The organism is Lentibacter algarum, from assembly GCF_040580765.1.
GTDB classification, from domain to species: domain Bacteria; phylum Pseudomonadota; class Alphaproteobacteria; order Rhodobacterales; family Rhodobacteraceae; genus Lentibacter; species Lentibacter algarum.
The window spans coordinates 442,697-464,045 of sequence record NZ_CP158687.1; the positions used below are offsets into that span (position 1 = coordinate 442,697).

At 58.0% G+C, this 21,349-nt stretch carries 25 protein-coding genes; 18 read left to right on the plus strand and 7 right to left on the minus strand.

Translation table 11 applies throughout. The features are described 5' to 3' along the window. Positions 1–7: 7 nt before the first annotated feature. Entirely contained in the window at positions 8–955 is a 948-nt protein-coding gene (locus DSM117340_RS02180) for an L-threonylcarbamoyladenylate synthase (protein WP_089887501.1), read from the minus strand. Positions 956–1,051: 96 nt separating this feature from the next. On the opposite strand from DSM117340_RS02180, the gene DSM117340_RS02185 reads away from it, so the two are divergent. The 5 genes from DSM117340_RS02185 (at position 1,052) to DSM117340_RS02205 (ending at position 5,103) form a co-directional block, all read left to right on the plus strand. Beyond that, a complete protein-coding gene (locus tag DSM117340_RS02185) occupies positions 1,052–2,773 on the plus strand; it encodes an acyl-CoA dehydrogenase (RefSeq protein ID WP_271437346.1) in 1,722 nt (573 codons plus the stop codon). Continuing rightward, positions 2,770–3,810, plus strand: coding sequence for an MBL fold metallo-hydrolase (locus tag DSM117340_RS02190; RefSeq protein ID WP_089887504.1), 1,041 nt, complete (start codon positions 2,770–2,772; stop codon positions 3,808–3,810). Before DSM117340_RS02185 ends, DSM117340_RS02190 begins: the two co-directional genes overlap by 4 nt. 4 nt (positions 3,811–3,814) lie before the next feature. Further along, a complete protein-coding gene (locus DSM117340_RS02195) occupies positions 3,815–4,270 on the plus strand; it encodes a DUF6173 family protein (protein WP_089887505.1) in 456 nt (151 codons plus the stop codon). 82 nt (positions 4,271–4,352) lie between these two features. After that, the gene (locus DSM117340_RS02200) at positions 4,353–4,487 is read left to right on the plus strand and encodes an aa3-type cytochrome c oxidase subunit IV (protein WP_089887507.1); all 135 of its coding nucleotides are present in this window, start codon (positions 4,353–4,355) and stop codon (positions 4,485–4,487) included. A 4-nt stretch (positions 4,488–4,491) separates the two neighbouring features. Further along, positions 4,492–5,103 (plus strand): hypothetical protein, encoded by a 612-nt coding sequence (locus DSM117340_RS02205; protein ID WP_089887508.1) that lies wholly within the window; start codon positions 4,492–4,494, stop codon positions 5,101–5,103. Here DSM117340_RS02205 and DSM117340_RS02210 read toward each other — a convergent pair. Together DSM117340_RS02210 and DSM117340_RS02215 are read right to left on the minus strand one after the other, a co-directional pair. Continuing rightward, the gene (locus tag DSM117340_RS02210) at positions 5,100–5,426 is read right to left on the minus strand and encodes an AzlD domain-containing protein (protein ID WP_089887509.1); all 327 of its coding nucleotides are present in this window, start codon (positions 5,424–5,426) and stop codon (positions 5,100–5,102) included. The genes DSM117340_RS02205 and DSM117340_RS02210 overlap by 4 nt on opposite strands. Beyond that, positions 5,423–6,139: an AzlC family ABC transporter permease gene (locus tag DSM117340_RS02215; RefSeq protein ID WP_089887511.1), complete on the minus strand. Its 717-nt coding sequence runs from the start codon at positions 6,137–6,139 to the stop codon at positions 5,423–5,425. Before DSM117340_RS02215 ends, DSM117340_RS02210 begins: the two co-directional genes overlap by 4 nt. A gap of 55 nt (positions 6,140–6,194) precedes the next feature. On the opposite strand from DSM117340_RS02215, the gene DSM117340_RS02220 reads away from it, so the two are divergent. From DSM117340_RS02220 to glp, 5 genes are read left to right on the plus strand one after another with little or no spacing between them, the layout of a single operon-like run. Continuing rightward, on the plus strand, positions 6,195–7,076 hold the full coding sequence (locus DSM117340_RS02220) for a formate dehydrogenase accessory sulfurtransferase FdhD (protein ID WP_089887512.1): 882 nt from the start codon (positions 6,195–6,197) through the stop codon (positions 7,074–7,076). Then, positions 7,073–7,663 (plus strand): molybdenum cofactor guanylyltransferase MobA, encoded by a 591-nt coding sequence (mobA, locus tag DSM117340_RS02225; RefSeq protein ID WP_089887514.1) that lies wholly within the window; start codon positions 7,073–7,075, stop codon positions 7,661–7,663. The genes DSM117340_RS02220 and mobA overlap by 4 nt, the downstream gene beginning before the upstream one ends. Continuing rightward, the gene (gene mobB, locus DSM117340_RS02230; RefSeq protein ID WP_089887515.1) at positions 7,660–8,151 is read left to right on the plus strand and encodes a molybdopterin-guanine dinucleotide biosynthesis protein B; all 492 of its coding nucleotides are present in this window, start codon (positions 7,660–7,662) and stop codon (positions 8,149–8,151) included. The genes mobA and mobB overlap by 4 nt, the downstream gene beginning before the upstream one ends. Then, positions 8,148–8,981, plus strand: a complete 834-nt coding sequence (locus DSM117340_RS02235) for a molybdopterin guanine dinucleotide synthesis (RefSeq protein ID WP_245724338.1) — start codon at positions 8,148–8,150, stop codon at positions 8,979–8,981. The genes mobB and DSM117340_RS02235 overlap by 4 nt, the downstream gene beginning before the upstream one ends. Next, on the plus strand, positions 8,965–10,239 hold the full coding sequence (gene glp, locus DSM117340_RS02240; RefSeq protein ID WP_271437347.1) for a gephyrin-like molybdotransferase Glp: 1,275 nt from the start codon (positions 8,965–8,967) through the stop codon (positions 10,237–10,239). Before DSM117340_RS02235 ends, glp begins: the two co-directional genes overlap by 17 nt. On the opposite strand, the gene DSM117340_RS02245 is transcribed toward glp, so the two are convergent. From DSM117340_RS02245 to DSM117340_RS02260, 4 genes are all read right to left on the minus strand, one after another. After that, positions 10,236–11,252, minus strand: coding sequence for a hypothetical protein (locus tag DSM117340_RS02245; protein ID WP_354689840.1), 1,017 nt, complete (start codon positions 11,250–11,252; stop codon positions 10,236–10,238). The genes glp and DSM117340_RS02245 overlap by 4 nt on opposite strands. Before the next feature lie 13 nt (positions 11,253–11,265). Then, a complete protein-coding gene (gene greA, locus DSM117340_RS02250) occupies positions 11,266–11,736 on the minus strand; it encodes a transcription elongation factor GreA (RefSeq protein WP_089888898.1) in 471 nt (156 codons plus the stop codon). A gap of 145 nt (positions 11,737–11,881) precedes the next feature. Further along, the gene (locus DSM117340_RS02255; RefSeq protein ID WP_089887519.1) at positions 11,882–12,103 is read right to left on the minus strand and encodes a hypothetical protein; all 222 of its coding nucleotides are present in this window, start codon (positions 12,101–12,103) and stop codon (positions 11,882–11,884) included. Further along, positions 12,096–12,854, minus strand: coding sequence for a DUF6502 family protein (locus DSM117340_RS02260; RefSeq protein WP_143037401.1), 759 nt, complete (start codon positions 12,852–12,854; stop codon positions 12,096–12,098). Before DSM117340_RS02260 ends, DSM117340_RS02255 begins: the two co-directional genes overlap by 8 nt. A gap of 88 nt (positions 12,855–12,942) precedes the next feature. On the opposite strand from DSM117340_RS02260, the gene DSM117340_RS02265 reads away from it, so the two are divergent. From DSM117340_RS02265 to DSM117340_RS02300, 8 genes are all read left to right on the plus strand, one after another. Then, positions 12,943–14,244: a vWA domain-containing protein gene (locus tag DSM117340_RS02265; RefSeq protein WP_089887522.1), complete on the plus strand. Its 1,302-nt coding sequence runs from the start codon at positions 12,943–12,945 to the stop codon at positions 14,242–14,244. An 84-nt stretch (positions 14,245–14,328) separates the two neighbouring features. Further along, positions 14,329–15,321: a phosphatase PAP2 family protein gene (locus DSM117340_RS02270; protein WP_089887524.1), complete on the plus strand. Its 993-nt coding sequence runs from the start codon at positions 14,329–14,331 to the stop codon at positions 15,319–15,321. A 129-nt stretch (positions 15,322–15,450) separates the two neighbouring features. After that, a complete protein-coding gene (locus DSM117340_RS02275) occupies positions 15,451–17,094 on the plus strand; it encodes an electron transfer flavoprotein-ubiquinone oxidoreductase (protein ID WP_089887526.1) in 1,644 nt (547 codons plus the stop codon). Positions 17,095–17,293: 199 nt separating this feature from the next. Next, positions 17,294–17,563, plus strand: a complete 270-nt coding sequence (locus DSM117340_RS02280; RefSeq protein WP_089887527.1) for a PepSY domain-containing protein — start codon at positions 17,294–17,296, stop codon at positions 17,561–17,563. Between the two features lie 54 nt (positions 17,564–17,617). Then, positions 17,618–18,142 (plus strand): cytochrome b/b6 domain-containing protein, encoded by a 525-nt coding sequence (locus tag DSM117340_RS02285; protein ID WP_354689841.1) that lies wholly within the window; start codon positions 17,618–17,620, stop codon positions 18,140–18,142. A gap of 12 nt (positions 18,143–18,154) precedes the next feature. Continuing rightward, on the plus strand, positions 18,155–18,658 hold the full coding sequence (locus DSM117340_RS02290; RefSeq protein WP_089887531.1) for a LuxR family transcriptional regulator: 504 nt from the start codon (positions 18,155–18,157) through the stop codon (positions 18,656–18,658). Between the two features lie 114 nt (positions 18,659–18,772). Continuing rightward, entirely contained in the window at positions 18,773–20,494 is a 1,722-nt protein-coding gene (locus DSM117340_RS02295; RefSeq protein WP_245724339.1) for a tetratricopeptide repeat protein, read from the plus strand. After that, the gene (locus DSM117340_RS02300; RefSeq protein ID WP_089887532.1) at positions 20,481–21,317 is read left to right on the plus strand and encodes a 4-(cytidine 5'-diphospho)-2-C-methyl-D-erythritol kinase; all 837 of its coding nucleotides are present in this window, start codon (positions 20,481–20,483) and stop codon (positions 21,315–21,317) included. Before DSM117340_RS02295 ends, DSM117340_RS02300 begins: the two co-directional genes overlap by 14 nt. Positions 21,318–21,349 lie beyond the last annotated feature (32 nt).

The window sequence follows — 21,349 nt, forward strand, 5'->3', positions numbered from 1 at the left end:
AACAGGTCTAGCGTGGTGCGGCAGCGCGGGAGAGCCGATCATTGATGGCAAGCCCAATGCCGCGCGCGGGGATAGGCGAGACGGCGATTTTGCTGGCCTGCGCATCCAACGTGCGCAGCATTGCGAAGAGATTGGCCGCGGCTTCGCGCAAGTCGCCTGCAGGGGAGAGATTAAGCGCAGCATTCTCAACTGGGCCAAAGCCGAGGAGGGCCTCGTCGGCTGCAGGGGCTGTCACGTTGAGGCGCAGCACGGCGTCGGGGGCATAATGCGAGGCGAGTTGGCCCGGTGCCGTTATGGCGGCAGGCGTTGTGGCTTCTGTGAGGGGGGTCCCAAGCGCAGCTTCCAGCATCTCGCGGGTTATTGAGCCGTGGCGCAAAAGCGTGGGCGTGCCGGCGAGGCCGACGATCGTGCTTTCCAGCCCGATCTCGGCTGCGCCACCCTCTAGAACGGCTGCGACGCGGCCTTCCAGCCCCTGAAGCACATGCTGGGCTGTGGTTGGGCTGATTTTGCCTGAGGGGTTGGCCGACGGGGCCGCCACAGGGCCGTCAAAGGCTTCCAGAAGTGCTTGCGCAACAGGATGTGCAGGGCAGCGGACGGCCAGAGTATCAAGACCTGCCGTCACAAGGCTGGCAATGCCGTGGCCGTCCCGCAAAGGCAAAACCAGCGTCAGAGGGCCAGGCCAGAACGCGGCGGCGAGGCGAGCGGCCATGTCAGACCATTCGACATAGCGCGCGGCATCGGTTGGGTGGGCAACATGGACGATGAGCGGGTTGAAACTTGGGCGGCCTTTGGCGGCGTAGATGCCAGCGACGGCCTCGCCATTGCAGGCGTCTGCACCGAGGCCATAGACTGTTTCTGTCGGCAGTGCGACACGCTCGCCCGCGCGCAGAAAGGCGGCAGCCTCTGCGATACCAGCAGCGTCAGCGGAAAGAAGATGGGTGGATGATAAAGTCATGACGCCGCGTTATTGCAGAATTGGGATTTGAAAGCTTGTAGGTCAGGGGTGAGGGCTTGCCAAGCGGTGCTTTGCGGGCCGAAGAAGGAGAAGACCATGAGCTTTCGTGCCCCCGTTCAAGACTATGAATACATCATGCGCCATATCGTTGGATATGGCAAAGTCAGCGCCACTGAGCGCTTTGAAGAGGCGGGAGAGGAACTGACCTCGGCTATTTTGACCGAAGCGGGACGGCTCTGTGAAGAGGTTTTGTCTCCGCTTCAGCGCAATGGGGATCTGGACCCTGCGCGCCTTGAAGACGGTGTTGTGCACACCTCAACAGGTTTTGCCGAGGGCTACAAAGCGATCCGTGAGGGTGGCTGGATTTCGGTGGCGGCGAGCCCAGAGTATGGCGGTATGGGGCTGCCCATGGCTGTGACCACGGCTGTCAACGAGATGATGAGCGCCGCGTGTCTGAGTATCGCGCTTAACCCTTTGATGACGCAGGGCCAGATCGAGGCGTTGGAGCATCACGCCAGTGAGGAGATCAAGGCGATCTATCTGCCCAAGCTCGTTTCGGGGGAGTGGTGTGGCACGATGAACCTGACCGAAGCGCAAGCGGGCAGCGATGTGGGCGCACTGTCGAGCAAGGCGGAGGACAATGGCGACGGCACTTATGCGATCACGGGCCAGAAAATATATATCAGCTGGGGCGATAACGACTTCAGCGAAAATGTTTGCCATCTCGTGCTGGCCCGTCTTCCCGGGGCGCCTGCGGGGACAAAGGGGATCAGCCTGTTTCTGGTTCCGAAGTTCTTACCAGATGCTTCTGGTGAGGCGGGCGAGGCGAACAGCCTGCATGTTGTCAGTCTTGAACATAAGCTCGGTCTGCACGGCAGTCCCACAGCTGTGATGCAGTATGACGGCGCGACTGGCTGGCTTGTTGGTCCTGAGGGCGGTGGTATGGCCGCGATGTTTACGATGATGAACAACGCGCGGCTTGGCGTTGGTTGTCAGGGAATTGGCGCCGGCGAGGGCGCGTACCAAAAGGCGCTGGCTTATGCCAAAGAGCGCAAACAAGGGCGCACGCCTGTTGCGGGCGGCACAGGCGCTATTATTGATCATGCGGATGTGCGGCGGATGTTGGCAACAATGCGCGCCGAGCTTTTTGCGGCGCGCTGCATTGCGATGGCCAATGCTGTGGCGATTGATATGAGCCATGCCACGAGCGAGCCTGACTGGGCGGCGCGGGCGGCTTTGCTCACGCCGATCACCAAGGCTTTTGGCACGGATACGGGCATCAAAGTGGCTGAGATCGGTGTGCAAGTGCATGGTGGTATGGGCTTCATTGAGGAGACGGGTGCTGCGCAATATTCGCGCGATGTGCGTGTCACTGCGATTTATGAGGGCACCAACGGCATCCAGTCTATGGACCTTGTTGGGCGCAAGCTGATGGATGGGGGCGAGGCGGCGCATACGCTGATCGACGAGATGCAGCGTTTTGCCGAAGAGGCGCGCGCCACGCGGCCACGTATGGCGGGGCTGATCTGGAACGCGACCGAAACTCTGCGCGAAGCAACCGAGTGGATGGTGTCACAGAAAAGTATGACCGCGCGGTTTGCTGGGTCTGTGCCCTTTCTGGCGGCTTATGCGCGCGTATTGGGCGGGTATTACCATCTCTGCGCCGCTGTCTCGGAAGGCTCTAATGGCCCGCGCACCAAGCTTGCACGGTTTTATATCAACCGCTTGTTGCCAGAGTATAAGGCGCTACTGGATCATGCTATGCAGGGCGATGCAGACCTTTACGCCCTTGATATCGAGGATTTTGACGTCGCATGAGAGATGATTTGCAGGGCATAAGATATCCATGGCCAGACGCGCCCGAACCGGGCGGGTGGATCGAAGTGGCCGAGGGGGTGCTCTGGATACGCTTGCCGCTTCCGATGGTGCTCGATCATGTCAATGTCTACGCGCTCGACGAGGGCGACAGCTGGACGCTGATTGACACGGGTTTTCATACCAAGCGCTCTGTTATGATGTGGGAAGAGCTTCTAAAGACGGCGCTGGGCGGCAAGCCTGTGAGCCGTGTTATCCTGACGCATCATCACCCTGATCATATCGGGATGGCGGGCTGGTTTATGGAGCGGGGCGCAAGCCTCTGGGCCTCTCGCACCGCTTGGCTTCTCTCAAGGATGCTTATTCTCGATGTGGAAGATGAGGCGACGCCGCAGGCAGAGACCTTTTGGCGTGAAGCGGGGATGGACCCTGACATTCTCGCAAAGCGGATGAGCGAGCGGCCTTATAACTTTGCCGATGTTTGCGCGCCTATTCCTGTGGGCTATACGCGGCTCAAAGAAGGCGATGTGCTTCATGCAGGTGGGCGCAGCTGGGATGTGCGCGAGGGCAACGGCCATGCGCCAGAGCATCTGACGTTCTGGAGCCGTGAAGACAACCTTGTTCTGTCTGGCGATCAGATTATCTGTTCGATCAGCCCTAACATCGGCGTCTATCCGACCGAGCCTATGGCGGACCCTGTGGGTGACTGGATCGCCTCTTGCGAGAAATTTTCGGAGCTCGCCCATGAGGACCATATTGTCCTCGCGGGTCATAAGCGGCCCTTTACGGGGCTGCCATTTCGGATGCGACAACTGAGGGAAAATCATGTTCATGGGCTGGACCGTTTGGCCGCCTTTATTGAGGCGCCGAAGACGGCTGTTGAGTGTTTTCCAGTGCTTTTCAAACGAAAAATTGACCAAGGTACTTACGGATTGGCCCTTGTGGAAGCTGTCGCGCACCTTAATCATTTGCTATTAGAAGGCCGTGCAGAGCGAAAGCTTGGTGAAGATGGCGCATGGCTGTGGAGTAGCAAGGGGTAGGTTTATGAGCGATATGATTGTCACGTCGGCGGAAGCGATGGAGGCAGAAGCCCTGCCCAAGCGGCACGAGGCGCATTGTAAGCCGCAAAATAAGGCGGGCGAAATGCCCAGCACAGTGACCCATAAACCTGTTGCACAGAAGAGCCCTGCAGAGTGGGCACATGAGCGGCTGATTCTCTATATTCAGAATTTTGAAGAGCAGCTCGACAACGAACACGAAGTTGCCATGGGCTTTACTGGCGGTGACGCTGGTGTCCTTCGGATCGAAGGCATGGGCTTTTTTGACCCTGACATGGTCACGTTTTACGGAAGTGATGCGAGCGGGGCCAAGACCCAGCTGGTACAGCATGTGAGCCAGCTTAATGTCATGCTGCGGGCGCTCCCAAAAGAAGTGCCTGCCGCGGCGCCAAACCGTATCGGCTTCAGGCTTGCCAAAGCGCTGGAAGAGGGCGAGGCTTAAAAATGCTGCGACTGCGCGGCAATCTAGTGACAGGCTCGCGCAAATAAAGTATCTAGCGGCAAACGCGAATTAGGAGACAGTTATGAGCGACCACAAGCACGGCGAAATGGATACCAAAGTTCAAGAAGAAACGTTTAGCGGCTTCATGACTTGGGTCACGCGTACGGCAATTTTCTGCATCTGTTTGTTGATCTTTGCTTACATGGTCAACGGCTGATTTAATGCGCTGTTTTTTCAAGGTTTTTGTGGCGCTGTGTTTGGCGCTGACAGTTTCGGCGTGTTCCAAGCCCGCAGCTTGGGCCTCTGACGAAGACCTTGCGAAAGTGCAGTATCGTGACGCTGGGCCCACAAAGCTCACGCTGTTTACGATGATCAACAACCGTTCTGGGACGGGGGCGCATACATCCCTGATGATCTCAGCGAGTCAGCGCGTGATCTGGGATCCTGCGGGAAGTTTTTATCACCCGTCTATTCCTGAGCGCAACGACGTGCTCTTTGGCATCAGCCCACGGGTGGCTGATGTCTATACGCGGTATCATGCGCGTGAGACGTTTCATGTGATTGTCCAAGAGTTAGAAGTCTCGCCTGATGTGGCGGAAAAAGCGCTTCGACTGGCGCTTGCAAGAGGCAATGTTGGAGATGCGCAATGTGCGCTGTCGACATCGGGGATTTTGAGCCAACTTTCTGGCTTGGAAAGTGTCAGTGTTGGTTGGTATCCGAAAAAGCTTGCCGAACAGTTCGGGGCTTTGCCGGGTGTGACTGAGCGCAAGCTTTATGAATATGACAACGCTGATTTGCGCGCCTACGATCCTGCACTTGTCAAAATCAACTAACTGAAAAGATAGAGCGCTAGGTAGAGCGTGGTTGCGCCCGCAGTGATGGAAACAATCACTGAGCGGAACCATAGGCCTGCGCTGAGCGTCGCGAATGCGGCGAGGCCACGGGGCAGATCAAAGCTGCCGCCTGTGGCGGCGGGCCAGATGATCATCGGGGCTATGAGCGCGGGAAGCACGGCGACGGCCGTATAGCGCAGATGGCGCAGGAGCCATTCGGGCAGCGGCCTGTCGCCGACAAGTCCGAGGAACGTAAAACGCAGCATAAAGCTACCCGCGGCAAGGGCGGCTATGACATACCAGAGTTCTGGACGTTCGATCATTTGAAGAGCCCCCGTTTGGTGAGCATGAGCTCGGCTTGTGCGCCTGTGATCATCCCCAAGCTGGCCGCGATGATGAGGCCAAGGTTGAAGGGAACCCATGTCAGGCTGAGTGCAGATAGGCTGGCCACAAGCGCGGCGGCGAGATGGGCGGGTGTGCGCATCATCGGGGCGATGATGGCGAGGAATGTGATCGGCACAGCAAAGTCGAGCGCTGCACTTTCAGGGATTTTCTCGCCAATGAGGGCGCCCACGAGGGTCATCAGATACCACATCGGGATTACGGGGATGCAGGTTGCGAAGAAGTAGGTTGTGCGCTCTTTGAGGCTCCAGCTCGGGTTGCGCTCAAACGCTGCCACAGAGCATGCGTAGGACTGATCTACTGTGAGATATGCCACAAGTGCCCGCTGCCAGAGGGGCGCGGCGCCCAAGTGGGGCGTGAGGGAGGCCGAGTACATTGCCATGCGCAGATTGACCGCGAGGCCAGAGAGCAGCGCGATTACGGCGGGGGCATTTTCATTGAGAAGCTGAAGCGTGGTAAATTGGGCCGCACCTGCTATGACCGCTATTGAAAAGAGGAGCGTCTCGGCGATGCTGAGGCCTGCTTCTGTTGCGACGACCCCAAAGACGATCGCAAAGGGCGTGACCACAAGGATAAACGGCGCCGCGTCGCGTATGCCTTGCTGAAGCGGCGTTTTTGGTGTGGTTGAGCGCATGGCTTGCCTCTACATTGGGTGCAATCGGGCTAGCGCGTTTTGGGGGGCAAGGTAAATGGGCAAAGAGATAGAGACGGAGAGTTATATTCTTGCGCCTGATCCTTATGCAGCGCGCCTCACACGGGCCGTTACAGGGCGCGACCAGAACGGTGAGATTACCGAAATCAACGTGGTAGAAGAGCGGCCTTTGACGATCTTTCTGAACGCGCGTGAGATTGTTACAGCGATGACGATTGGGGATTATCCAGAGTATCTGGCGCTGGGATTTCTACGCAATCAGGGCATGATCACTGATGCCGACAAAGTCCTTGGTGTGGAGTATGACGAGGAGTCGGAAGCTGTTGTTGTGCGCACGGATCAGCGAACGCGCTTTGAGGACAAGCTTGAGAAAAAGACACGCACCTCTGGCTGCGCTGTTGGGACTGTTTTTGGGGACATGATGGAGGGTCTGGAGGGGCTGAAGCTGCCTTCGGGTGAAGTGAAGCTGTCTGATCTTTATGCGCTGAGTGGGAAGATCAACCGGACGCCGTCGATCTATCTCAGTGCAGGAGCGATCCATGGCACTGTGCTGTGCGAAGGCGGCAGGCCACTGGTTTATATGGAAGATGTTGGACGGCACAATGCTGTTGATAAGGTTGCGGGGTGGATGTTTTCTGAGGGTATTTCGCCTGAGGGGAAGCTTCTTTACACCACGGGGCGGCTCACCAGCGAGATGGTTATCAAGACTGCGCTGATGGGTATTCCTGCGCTGGTGTCGCGCTCGGGCTTTACCGCTTGGGGCGTTGAAATTGCGCGGCAGGTGGGGCTGACGCTTGTTGGGCGGATGCGGGGGCATCGGTTTGTTTGTCTTTCGGGCGATGAACGGCTTGTTTGGGATGCGGACCCCGCGTCTGTGCCAGAGGAGCCGCGGAAAAGCGGGCGTAAGGGGGCGGTATGACTGGGCCAGCAGGCGTTATTTTGGCGGGTGGTCTCGCCACGCGGATGGGCGGCGGGGACAAGTGCCTTTTGCCGCTGGGAGGGGCGCCGATGCTTGAGGGCATTATTGCGCGACTTCAGCCACAAGTGAGCGCTTTGGCTTTGAATGCCAATGGAGATGCGGCGCGGTTTGCGCGCTTTGGGCTGCCTGTTGTGGCCGACAGTGTCGAGGGCTTTGCGGGGCCGCTTGCGGGCGTCTTGGCGGGGCTTGATTGGGCGGCGGAACAGGGCATTGAGAGTATTGTGACGGCAGCGGGGGATACGCCCTTTTTTCCGCAGGATCTTGTGGCGCGGTTTCTTGTGGCCACTGAGGGCATGGAGCATCCGCTCGCACTCGCGGCGACGCCTGACGGACGGCAGCCAACCTTTGGGCTTTGGCCTGTGGCGCTGCGTCATGATCTGCGCGCCGCGCTTGAGGGCGGGTTGCGCAAGGTTGTGATGTGGACCGATACACATGGCGGGCGTGTGGCGGAATTTGACGGAGCAGGCGATCCGTTTTTTAATATCAATACGCCAGAGAATTTGGCGAAGGCAGAGGCGAGCTTATGAAACTATACGGGGTCGTCGGTTGGAAGAACGCAGGCAAGACAGGGCTTATGGAGCGGCTGGTTGCTGAGATTTGCGCGCGTGGGATTACTGTTTCGACGGTGAAACATGCCCATCATGCCTTTGATGTCGACCATGAGGGCAAGGATAGCTACCGCCACCGCGCGGCTGGGGCGAGTGAAGTTTTGCTCGCGTCACGCAAGCGCGTTGCGATTATGCAAGAGATGCGCGGTGCCCCTGAGCCGAGCCTTGAGGCGCTTCTGGCGCGGCTCTCGCCTGTCGATCTGGTTTTGATTGAAGGGTATAAGCGCGACAACCACCCTAAAGTGGAGGCGTTTCGCGCCGAGACGGGCAATAGCCTGATTGCGACGGATGACCCGACCGTGAGAGCTGTGGCCTCAGACACACCTATAGTGCTGGACCGGCCCGTTTTTGACCTGAATGACACCAAAGCGGTTGCAGATTTCATCTTGGCAGAGGTCGGGCTTTGAGCCTTTTTGACAAGGTTATTATTGTCGATTGGTCGGGCGGAAACGACCGTGGGGCAAGCCCGAAGAAAGACGCGATTTGGGCCTGTGTGGCGGGGGAGATTCCTGTTTATTTGCGCAACAGGGCACTCGCGGAAGACTGGATCGGCACACAGATTGCGGCCTGTCAGGGGCGGGTGCTGATCGGCTTTGATTTTCCGTTCGGGTACCCTGAAGGTTTTGCTGAGGTCGTAACGGGGCAGGCTGATGCGCTGGCGCTTTGGACGTGGTTTGAGGCGCGGGTTGAGGACAGTCCGAAGGCGAACAATCGGTTCGATTTGGCGGGGGAGTTGAATCGCCACTTTGCGGGCGTGGGCCCGTTTTGGGGCAATGCTTTGGCGCGCGAAATTGTTGATTTGCCGCGCAAAGGCCGCTCGCGATATGGCCACGGGATGCGCGAAAAGCGGGCCGCGGAGGCGCAAGCCAAGGGGGCCTTTGCCTGCTGGCAGATGTCTGGGGCTGGCTCTGTGGGCGGGCAGACGATGATGGGGCTGCCTGTGCTGGCTCGGTTGCGCGCGCGGTTTGAGGCAGCCGCTTGGCCGTTTGAGCCTTGGCGAGAGGCGCGTGTGGTTTTGGCAGAAGTCTGGCCCTCATTGATTGCGCAGAGTGTTGTGCGTCAGCAGGTGGAGGGCGAGATCAAGGATGCGGCACAGGTACGGGTTCTTGCTGGGAAGATCGCGGGCTTGTCTGACACTGTGCTTGCGGCCATGTTGGACGTAACGGAGCCGCGCGCCTTAACGGAAGGCTGGATTCTAGGGCTGGGACGGGAGGCTGACCTTGACTGCAGAGAATAAGACAGGATTGAAGCCGCCGCCCCTGCGCGACGATTGTTTTGCACTGCCTGCGGGCGTGGACTGGACTCCTGTGGAGGAGGCTTTGGCAGGGTTGCAGGCGCGGCTTCATGCCGTGGTTGGGCAGGAGAGTGTGCCGCTTTATGCAGCGTTAGGGCGCGTGTTGGCGGCGGATGTTGTGGCCAAGCGATCAAATCCTCCCCTGCCGAACGCGGCTGTGGATGGGTACGGCTTCGCATATGATGCATTGGGAACGGGGGATCAGCTCTTGCCGCTGATTGAGGGGCGGGCGGCGGCGGGTGTGCCGCTTGGCCATGCGGTTCCGTACGGATCAGCGGTTCGCATCCTGACGGGTGCGGCGCTTCCTGAGGGGGTTGATACGGTCATTCTGGAAGAGGATGTGAACGCCAGCTCAGGCGAGATTGCCTTTCGTGCAGGTGTGAAGCCGCGCGCCAACACGCGCAAGGCGGGAGAAGATGTGGTGCAGGGCAATGTGATTTTGCAACAAGGGCAGCGGCTTGGACCTGCAGAGCTTGCGCTCGCCTCGGCGACAGGGCTCGGCGCTGTGACTGTTTTCGAGCGCCTGCGCGTCGGAGTTCTTTCGACGGGTGATGAGCTTGTCGAGCCAGGGGAGGTGGCGGGCGCAGGGCAGATTTATGATGCCAATCGGGTTATGTTATTGGGGCTCGTGGCCGAGATGGGCTTTGTGCCTGTAGACTTGGGGCGCGTGGGCGACAGGCGTGAGACGCTGCGCCAACGTCTCAATGAGGCAGCAAAATTGGCGGATGTGATCCTGACCTCTGGTGGTGCATCCAATGGCGATGAGGACCACATGTCTGCGCTCTTGCGCGAGGCGGGGGCAATGCAGGAATGGCGTATCGCTGTCAAGCCAGGACGACCTCTGGCCCTTGGCATGTGGGACGGCACGCCTGTTTTCGGGCTACCGGGGAACCCTGTTGCGGCGCTTGTGTGTACGCTTGTCTTTGCGCGCCCAGCTATGGGCGTGTTGGCAGGGCGTGAATGGGAGGTGCCGCAGGGCTATCTGCTGCCAGCTGCCTTTGAGAAAAACAAGAAGGCCGGCCGACGCGAGTTTTTGAGGGCGCGTGTGCGCGATGGGGCTGTTGAAGTCTTTGCGAGCGAAGGCTCGGGACGGATCAGTGGGCTGAGCTGGGCTGATGGGCTTGTTGAGCTGCCTGACGGGGCGCTGCACGTCACGCGTGGCACAGAAGTGCGCTATATCCCTTATAGCAGTTTTCTTTAGTCAAACACGCCTGCGATACGGCCCAAGAGCATGAACGCGCGCGCCGTGCGGGTGTTGGCGAGCTCGGAAATTTCGGTGTCGCTAGCCTCAGATTCAAACTGGGTGAAACTTTTATCAAAGCGGCGCAGGAAGTGATGCACGGCGTCGCGGAAAATTGGGTCTTCACGCATACGGCCAGAGGCAAGCGCGAGCGATGAGCGGTCTCGGACGCCACCCAGCGCAGCTATCTGACGCCCCTGTGTGCCTTGGGCAAACTGGCGCCAGACTTCGGGGCGGGCCATATCAGGGCGCAAATCATCCATATAGATGCCGTCTTGGCTGAGCAATGTCAGCACGTCTTGGGCCGCTTGCACGAGGCCCGCAACAGCGCGGTCTTTGAGAGCGCGCCGCAGCGCGTTGAAGCCGACGGTGTCTTCTGCCGTTTCGGGGAAGTTGATCGCGCGGATGAATTCTTCGCGGCTGATCGATGGAGCCATGTCTTCGGCTGTTGTGCCGAGCGGTAGAGTGGTCTGTTCATCGACTTGTGGTGCGGGTGCCGCGGCCACAGCACGCGCGCTTTGGGCCTCGCGGCTCGATGTAAATGTGGCCAGCGCAGTTTCGGTTTTGCGCTGTGCTGCTGCGATTTCTTCGAGCTTGCGGGCAACGGATGGCTCCGCTGTGATCCTGCCGCTCTGGCTCTGAACGATATAGGCGTGGCGGATTGCATCAATCGCGGATTGGAGGCGCTGACTTTCTTCGCGCATGATCTTGGAGGAGCGCGCGGCTGTGGCCGCAACCCAGATCATTCCAACAGGCATGAATACAGCGAGCATCGTCATCATGAAGCGCAGTGATGTATTTGCTGTATCCTCAGCAGATGCTTCGGTGGGCAGGGTGAGAAAAAAGATGGCCGCGCCCAAGAGCCAGACAGCCGAAAGGCTCAGCGCGATGATCTCGATCGCGGTGATTTTGTCGGCCACGGCGCGGTCATAAATACCGAGCGGTGTTGGGCGTGTTTCGTTTTGGTCGGCCATTGCGCTCTTTTTCTTAAATGAAGGCGATTTTGAGGATTTCGTAGCTTTTCTCGCCGCCCGGGGTGCGGACTTCGACGCTGTCGCCTTCTTCCTTGCCGATCAGGGCGCGGGCGATGGGCGAGCTCATGTTGAGCAGACCTTTTTCGATGCTGGCTTCGTGCTGGCCAACGATCTGCCATGTTTTCTCTTCGTCGGTGTCTTCGTCCACAACCGTCACAGTTGCGCCGAACTTGACCGTGCCTGACAGCTTGGTCGGATCAATCACTTCGGCGAGGCTGAGAACGGCCTCAAGCTCTTGGATGCGGCCTTCGATAAAGCCCTGCTTTTCGCGGGCAGAATGATACTCCGCGTTTTCTTTCAAATCGCCCAGTTCGCGCGCTTCGGCGATGGCTTTGATCACCGAGGGGCGTTCAACGGATTTGAGCTTTTTCAGCTCGGTTTCGAGCGCGGCGTGTCCGCCACGTGTCATCGGGAATTTGTCCATTGCACTGCCTTCTTGGTCTTTGCGGCGCACCAATGGCACGCTTTGATCTTTGTTACGTCACTTTGTCCCAGAGAGGGGCTGTCTTGCAATAGAGTAAAGGGCATTTTGCATCAATGGGCGGAATTTGCCTTTGTTGCGATTGCGCTTATTGGTCGGGGCAGCCTGTTCCGCCTATGCCGTCGCCACTGCACTCTTCTAGACTTGTGGCGCTGTGGGCGGGCAGCGGAGAGGTTTGCACCATTACGGGAGCATCCAGTGCCACTGTTGCCTCTGCTCTGGGGGCGCTTTTGAGCGTTGTGTCGTCTGGTGTGGCGCAGGCCGCAAGGGCGAGCAGGGCTGCGAGGAAAAAGGGCGCGCGCTTAGTCATTGGGAGTCTCGCCTGTTGAACTGTAAAAATACCCTCCTGCCCGAAACTTGCCAGATGCACCAGAGGGTGTGCGGGCTTTTAGGGCTTCGGCTTCGGCGGCAATCTCTTCAAGCAACGCCATTTGAGCTGCGTTGTAGCGCTCAGCGAGAGATTTGATCTGTGCGGCGGTGAGCCCCGTGTAATGGGCGGCGCGCTCAAAGTGTCGCGGGTGAGGGCCAAGCACGTTTTCGGCGGCTGCGGCGAGGTGATCGCCGACATTTTCTGCCAAGTAATCAAGTTGTTCCTCCGAGCCTGCAAGGGGCACGTAGGCCGTTTGGGCAAGGGCGATTGTGTCTTGATCAAGCTTCACTGTGCCTGCTGCAAAGAGCGTGTCGAGCATGGCGCGGGGGTGCACATCTTGGCGTACCTCGCGGGCGAGGCTTTCAAAACTGGGGGCGTCACCAGTGCGAGGCAGAGGCTTGGCTTTGCCCTTGTGGCTGTAATCGGGGTGCGCCTGCCAGAGTGCGACCAGCCGTGTGAGCGGGTTTGGCTTGGGGGCTTTGTGCTCAAAGGCACGCAGGCGAGCGATGTCGCGGCGCTGAAGCCCTGTCATTACGGAGAGGCGGCTATCAGTGATTTTGCCATCTGATTGCTCGGATGCGGCCTGCACATAGTGGCCTTTCAGGCGCTCTGTCAGATCGCCAAAGGGTATCCCGCGCGCGACAAGGAGGCGGGCGAGTGGGGCGAGGATATGATCAAGCGTTTGTAGCATAATGGATAAATTGCACATTTATATTGACGTGTGCAAGGGTGCATGTCTTTAATGTGTAAATTACACATTATTGCAATAGGGAATCGACATGACGGTTTGGCAGAACAGATTTTGGCTTGCGGGGCTTGCCGCTTTTGCTTTGAGCGCCTGTGAGAGCGGGGGCAGCCTTGAGCCGATGGGCATGGAGGAGGCGCCGATGCGGGTGGAGGCTCGCTCCAAGTCTGTGCTGATGGCTGACGCAATGATGGTGGAAGCGCCCGCGCCGGCGCTGATTGTGCCGACACGGATGAACCCAACAGGTAAGCGGGGCGTTGTCACGGCAGGCGACATTGATGACACGCTCAACCTTGCGGCGTTTCTGCGTTATCAGGCAGGGGCTGCGAAAGCGCTCAAGCTGCCACGGGTAAACCTTGATGGCATGGTATCAGCGCGTCTTGTCAGTGTGACAGGCACGCCAGCGGCAGGCATGGCCTATACACTGACTAAAAAGGGGGCTGAGGACCCTTTTCATGCAGGGTATTCGGGTGTTGATGGGGTCATTACAGTGTTTCCTGCGGCTCTTGCTACGGGCAGGCCTTCGAGTGTGATGCTCAAAGTGTTTGACGGCGGTGTGCAGGTGGTGGGGGACGAGCTGCGCACGGGGAGCACGGGGATGTCACGCTTGATTGTGCCGACATCAGGCGGTTGGACGCCTGATTTTCTCGACCTCACCTTCGTTTTTGACACGACGGGGAGCATGGGCGACGAGCTGGCTTGGCTCACCAAGGAGTTTCAGGGGATTGTCCGTGACGCGAAGCGTGCGGCACCCGGGGTAGATATCCGCTATGGGCTTATTGCCTATCGGGATGAGGGCGACGCTTATAAAGTGAAGACCTTCGGTTTCACCAAAAGCCAGGCCGAGATGCAGCGCTGGCTGCGTGGCTTGGATGCGAACGGCGGCGGGGACTATCCAGAAGCGGCCGCAGAAGCGCTGGAGGCTGCTGCAGCGCTGCCGTGGCGGCGCGGGAGGGGCGAACGGATTGTCTTTCATATTGCGGACGCGCCTGCGCATGACGCCAAGGCCAAACGCTTTTTGGCGGCGGCCTCAAAAGCGGCGGGGCAGAATGTACAGATCTTCGGGCTTGGTGCGAGCGGTGTGGCCAAGGAGAGCGAGTTTTTGATGCGTCAGGCGGCGCTTGTCTCGGGGGGGCGCTATCTGTTTCTGACCGACGACAGCGGAGTGGGTAACGCCCATGCGGAGCCGACGATTGCGTGCTATCGCGTGAGCAAGCTCAAGGACTTGTTGGTGCGGGTGCTGTCGAGCGAGCTTTCGGGGGCGCGGCAAGAGGCCTCTGGCGGACAAGTGATCCGCGAAGTTGGGAATTATAGCCGCGGGGTGTGCAGCCAATAGGCGCAAAAGGGGCCAGAAACGGGCCATTCTGATGCCACATTTCTTTGGTTGAAATCCCGCAACAAAAGACTTGAGGACAGCAGCATGACGTATCAGGCCACCCTTTTTCTGCGCTATTCTGTGCGGTTTTTGGCCGTCGCCTTCGCATTCACTTTTGTGGTGCGGGGGTTTTCGTTTGCGTTTTTGCCTGAGTTTGTGGCCGAATCTGTGGCGCTGAGCAAACAGATGACCTCTGGTTATATGGGGTTGCTGTTGATCCCGCTGCTTGGGGCGTATTTTTGTCTGAACCGCGCCAAAGGGCTCGAGCTTCTTGGCGTCTTGTTGGGAACAGGGCTTTTGAGCAGCGCTTTTATGCTGGTGAAGACCACGATCCCAAGTCTTGTGCCGTTTTGGGCTGATCCGATGTTTGCGGAGATGGACCTCATGCTATTTGGCGGGCTGCATGGCTATGAGTGGGCGCATGGGCTCACGCCGAACCTCAGCCCTGTGTGGGTGGCGATTATCTATATGCCTGTCTGGGTGGCGCTGATGCTGCTTTTCCCAGCCTTTGTTGTGGTTTTGGAGCGGGACGAGGGCCGCAAGGCGCGGTATTTGAAGCTCTATTTCTATATGTGGCTCTGGCTTGGCCTGCTGACGGCGACTGTTTTTAGCTCGGCGGGGCCTGTGTTTTATGATCGCCTTCTGGGGGGGCAGGACTTTGCTGGTTTGCCTGAAAGCCTTGCCGCTGTGGGACTGGATATCACTGGGGTGACTCGTCTTCAGGAGGGGCTGTGGCGCGTCTATGAGATGGACGGAGGACAACAGTTGCGCGGCGGGGGAATCTCTGCCTTTCCGTCGATGCATGCGGCGATGGCGACGCTTTGGGCGGGCTATCTTGTCGAACGGAGCCGTTGGCTCGCGCCTATCGGCCTCGGCTTTCTGGCGGTTATTCTCTATCTTTCGGTCTATACGGGCTGGCACTATGCGGTCGACGGGATCGCCTCGGCTGCTGCTATGGGCCTTGTTTGTGCTGCGCCCGCGCTTTTGCGCCGCTTTCGTGGCCGTGACACACCTAATTTCGGAAAATCTGCAGCTTAACTGCGCGCGACGTTAAGAAACTTGCGGCAAATGTGAGCATTTGACCAAGGTGCGATTGACGCCCTTGTGTTTGGGCATGTAATCCTTCGTGAAATTTTGTTACCCAAACGCGCAAGAGGGAAGAAGAACATGTCCGAAGTTGTCCGCGAGACCATGGAGTATGATGTCGTTATCGTTGGTGCGGGGCCTGCGGGCCTTTCGGCGGCGATCCGTCTCAAGCAGCTGGATGCTGACTTGCAGGTTGTGGTTCTGGAAAAGGGCTCAGAAGTGGGCGCGCATATCCTGTCTGGTGCGGTGCTTGACCCCTGCGGGCTTGATGCGCTGATCCCTGATTGGAAGGAAAAAGGCGCGCCGCTGAATGTGCCTGTGAAGGAAGACAACTTTTACATGCTGGGTGAAGCGGGCGAAATCCGTATTCCCAACTTCCCAATGCCACCGCTTATGAACAACCACGGCAATTACATTGTTTCGATGGGCAATGTGACTCGCTGGATGGCGGAGCAGGCCGAGGCGCTGGGTGTCGAAATTTTCCCAGGTATGGCTTGTTCGGAGCTTGTCTATGAGGGCGAGCGCCTCAAGGGTGTTGTGGCTGGTGTCTTTGGGCTTGAGGCTGATGGCAGCCTTGGACCGAACAGCGAGCCCGGCATGGAGCTTCACGGCAAATATGTTTTCCTCTCAGAGGGTGTGCGCGGGAGCCTCTCAAAAGAGGTGATCGAAAAGTACAATCTGGCCGAGGGCCACGAGCCGCAAAAGTTTGGGCTTGGGATGAAAGAGATTTGGGAGATCGACCCCGAAAAGCACAAAGAAGGCAGCGTGACCCACACAATGGGCTGGCCTCTAAATGGCAATGCGGGCGGTGGCTCATTTATCTATCACCTTGAGAACAATCAGGTTTATGTCGGATTTGTGGTTCACTTGAACTACAAGAACCCGCATCTCTACCCTTACATGGAGTTCCAGCGCTTTAAGCATCACCCGATGGTTGCCGAGCTTTTGAAGGGCGGCAAGCGTGTGGCGTATGGTGCACGGGCGATTTCTGAGGGCGGCTATCAGTCGATGCCGAAGATGGTTGCGCCTGGTGTGGCGCTTCTGGGCTGCTCTGTTGGTATGGTCAACGTGCCGCGCATCAAGGGCAACCACAATGCGATGCTCTCGGGCATGGCGGCAGCGGAAGCTGCGCATGAGGCAATCAAAGCTGGTCGCGAAGGCGACGAGCTGACGGCCTATGAAACGGAAGTACGCAAAGGCGCGATCGGTAAAGACCTGAAGAAAGTGCGCAATGTGAAACCGATGTGGTCCAAGTGGGGCTTGCTGCCATCGCTTGTGCTCGGCGGCTTGGACATGTGGACCAACACCTTCGGTTTCTCGCTCTTTGGAACGCTTAAGCACGGCAAGAACGACGCGGACAGCACAGAGCCTGCGGCGGCGCATAAAGAGATCAGCTATCCCAAACCTGACGGGACGCTGAGCTTTGACCGCCTCACCAACGTGAGCTTCTCTATGACCAATCACGAAGAGAGCCAGCCCGCGCACCTTCACCTGAAGGATGCATCGCTGCCGATTTCTGTGAACCTGCCTAAATATGCGGAGCCTGCGCAGCGCTACTGCCCGGCGGGTGTTTACGAGATTGTGGAGAAAGAGGGCGAGCAGCAGTTTGTTATCAATTTCCAGAACTGTGTCCACTGCAAGACTTGTGATATCAAAGATCCGAGCCAGAACATCAACTGGACCACGCCACAGGGCGGGGACGGGCCGAACTATCCAAATATGTGATGAGGCGGGCGGGGATTTCCCCGCCCTTTTCATTTCGAGGGCTCAAAGCCTAAACCAGAGGTATAGGGGGCTATATCTCTGGGCTGAAAGCCGTGGATTAGACTTTTGGGCCAATAGGATTTCAGTGCAGGGTGGTCATGTTGAGGGGGCAAGAGCGAGACGCGTCTTGCTAACCTCTGATTTGAAAAGGACGAGTAACATGATCCGTAAGTTTATCCTCCCCGCTGTTTTGATGAGCGCTTTGGCGGCGCCTGCTTTTGCGAGCGACTATGGCTCGAGCGGCTCCGTGGAGCTGAATGAAGCGAACCGCGCCAAAATCAACTCGATGCTGACTGAGCAGGGCTATGAAGTGGCCAAGATCAAGCTCGAGGATGGCAAATATGAAGCCTATGCGCGCAAGGACGGCGAACGCTATGAGATCTATCTTGATGCTGGCTTCAAGATCATGAAAATCGAGCGCGACGATTGATCGGCTTGAAGGGCGCGCAAGTGGTGCGCCCTTCGCTAACCTTTGAGGTGAACTATGAAACGCATATTTGTTTGGGACATTGCAGTGCGCAGCTTTCATTGGCTGCTTGTAATCGCTTTTGCGGCCAATGCGCTTGTCATTGACGATGACAGCAAGCTGCACAATCAGGTCGGTTATGTTGTTTTGACGCTGGTGCTTTTGCGCATTGTCTGGGGCTTTGTCGGCCGTGGCTATGCGCGGTTTGCGAGCTTTCCCCCGAGTGTGGACGGGGTCAAGGAACAGCTGACCGATATTGCCACCCAACGCCGTCATGCACATGTTGGACATTCAGCCCTTGGGGCTTTGATGATCTATAATCTCATCCTATCGCTTCTGGTTTTGTGTCTGTCAGGCTATCTGATGACCACGGATATGTTCTGGGGCACGGAGTGGACGGAAGAGCTGCATGAGCTTGCTGCGATCTGGACGGAGGCCTCAGTGGTCATGCATATTCTTGCCGTGATCTTTGAAAGCAAACGCACGGGTGTGAACCTGCCACGCTCAATGGTCAGCGGGTATAAGGACATGCCAGAGGGTTAAGCGAGAGATAGAATGATGCCATGGTATAAAGAGTTTCAAGTTCCCCTCGGGCTGTTCGGGCTGATTGTTGTGCAGTTCTTTTGCGCCGTGTTTTTTATCGGCGATGTCGTGGCTGATTACCGCGCAATGGGCGGGTTTACTGGTGGGGTTCACTTCTGGTTTGAGGTGCTGGCTGCGTTAAGCCTGTTGGTCACGATCGCTTTTGAGGCCGGACTGTTAATGCGGATGTTGCGCCGTGCGGCGCATCTTCAGGGGCGGCTCGCTGTGACGAAGTTGGCTGTCTATGAGGTGATTGAGGCAGAGTTTGAGGCTTGGAAGCTTTCGCCTGCGGAAGCTGATGTTGCGAGTTTTCTGGTCAAAGGATTTGGCATTGCAGAGATTGCGACGCTGCGGGGTTCGGCGGAGGGCACTGTGAAGGCGCATCTCAACGCGATCTATCGAAAGTCGGGTGCGCACAGCCGAGGGGATGTTTTGAGCCTTTTGATTGATCGGCTTCTTGACGAACAGACCAATTGAGCATTTGCACGCCTTCTGACTGCTGATTTCAGCAGGTGGGGCTGCCTTCACCTTGCTTTTACCGTGCTCATGTTTAGGTTGGTCTCCAAGAGATTTGGCGAGAGGTCCGTGAGGATGATGAAACATTGGAAACGGCTCTGTCTAGCCACGGTGTTGAGCGGGGCTGTGAGCCTTCCGATGCCTGTTTTGGCAAATAGTTTCTCGGGCGCATATTTGGCGGCGCGGCAAGCGCAATATGTCAACGATTATGAGACGGCGGCGCGGTATTTCACGATTGCGTTGACGCGCGACCCTAGCAACCTTGAGATCATGGATGAGTTGATCCTTGCGCAAGTGGCGCTGGGAGAGTTTGAACGTGCAGGTATTGTTGCGCGCAAGCTGGAGGCGGACGGCCACAAGAGCCAGATCGGACAGATGGCGCTTGCGGCCCTTGAAGGCGCGGCGGGTGATTATGCTGCGCTGATCAAGCGTGCCGATGAGGGGCGGTTGATGGGCGAGCTTGTCGACGGGCTTCTTAAGGCTTGGGCGCTTGTGGGCAAGGGCGATATGACATCGGCTTTGGCCGAGTTTGGCAAAATCGCGGATGGTAACGGAACGCGGGCCTTTGGGCTCTACCACAAGGCGCTGGCTCTGGCGCATGTCGGCGATCTTGAGGGCGCGGACGCTTTGTTTGGGTCATCTCAACCGGGCACCATCATGCAGACGCGGCGCGGCGTTCTTGCACATGTGCAAATCCTGAGCCAGCTTGGGCGCACCAGCGATGCCGCAGAAATGCTCAAGGCGCGCTTCGGCGAGACGCAAGACCCAGAGATTGTTCAGATGCGCACGCGACTGGAAGCAGGAGAAACGCTTCAGTTCGATTTGATCACATCGCCGCAAGATGGGCTGGCTGAAGTGAATTTTACGATTGCCGGCGCGCTGGCCGCTGAGCCGCGTGGAACGGACACGCTTTTGTTTGCGCGGGTGGCGCAGCATTTGCGCCCAGAAATGGTCGATGCGAGCTTGCTTTTGGCGCAGTTGCTTGAGGATCAAGGGCAGCTTGATGCCGCAGTGGCGGCCTACCGTTCTGTTCCAAGTGATCATCCAGCCTTTCATGTGGCCGAGATGGGCCGCGCGGAAGCTTTGCGCGCGGCAGACAAGATGGACGCGGCGCTTGAGGTGATGGAAAAACTCTCGGTCAGCCACGCAAACCTACCTGTTGTGCATAGCGCTATGGGCGATCTCTTGCGCGGTGCGGACCGCTTTGAGGATGCCGAGAAGGCATATGACCGTTCGCTTGCGCTGTGGGAAGGGCGCGAGAATACCGATTGGCGTACGCTCTACACCCGTGGCATTGTGCATGAGCGGCTCGATAATTGGGATAAGGCCGAAGCCGATTTTCGCGCGGCGCTTGCAATCAGCCCTGGCGAGCCGAATGTCTTGAACTATCTTGGGTATTCTCTTGTCGAGCAGCACAGAAAGCTTGATGAGGCGCTTGAGATGATTGAACAGGCCGTGGCAGCACGCCCGCAGAGCGGCTATATCATCGACAGTCTCGGCTGGGCACTCTTCCGTCTGGGCCGATATGAGGAGGCTGTGCCGCATATGGAGCGGGCAGCGGAGTTGATGTCGATTGATCCTGTGATCAACGACCATCTGGGCGATGTGTACTGGGCCGTTGGGCGCAAGCTTGAAGCAGAGTTTCAGTGGAAGCGCGCGTTGTCATTTATCGAATATGGTGAAGTCAGTCAGGATGCAGACCCAGACCGTATCCGCCGTAAGCTTGATGTCGGCTTGGACCAAGTGCTGGCTGACGAAGGTGCCAAACCACTTGAGCTTGTGAATGACGACAGCTGAACGGGCCGAGGCCTTTGCGCCAGCCAAAGTGAACCTAGCGTTGCATGTGACAGGGCAACGGGCTGATGGGTATCATCTGCTCGATAGCTTGGTGATGTTTGCGAATTTGGGCGACCGCGTGAGTGCCTGCTTGGCGGATCAGCTCCGTTTGAGCGTGACGGGGCCCTTGGCGGAAGGTGTGCCGACGGGGCCTGAAAACCTTGTCCTGAAAGCCGCTGTATGGGCGGGGCAGAGTGCGGACTTTGAGCTTGAAAAAAACCTGCCAGCCGCCGCAGGGATTGGCGGTGGATCGTCTGATGCGGCGGCGGCGTTGCGCGTGCTTGAAGCGCTGACAGGGCAACCAGCAGACGTGGGGCGGCTTGCTGAGCTCGGCGCGGATGTGCCTGTCTGCTATTTTGGCCGTGCATGTCGGATGGCGGGCGTTGGAGAGCAAATTGAGGCCGTGGATTTGCCGCGCGTGGCAGCTGTTTTGGCCAATCCGCGCGTTGAAGTGGAAACACCTCATGTCTTTGGTAAGTTGGCCGCAAAGAACAATGCGCCGTTGCCAGAGCTGCCACCGCTGGGGAGCGCTTCAGATTTGATTGCATTTTTGCGAGAGCAGACCCGCAATGACCTTGAGCCGCCTGCGCTGGCGCTTGCGCCTGTGATTGGTGAGGTGCTTGATCGGCTCTGGGGGCTGGAGGGAGCAAGGCTGGCGCGGATGTCTGGTTCAGGTGCAACATGTTTTGCGCTGTTTGATGAGATTGGCGCGGCTGAAACGGCTGCGGCAGCACTGTCTGCACAGCGACCCGACTGGTGGGTGAGCGCGGTTTGGCTCAGTTGAGAGAATTCACGCGCGCCGCTTGCAACCCTTTT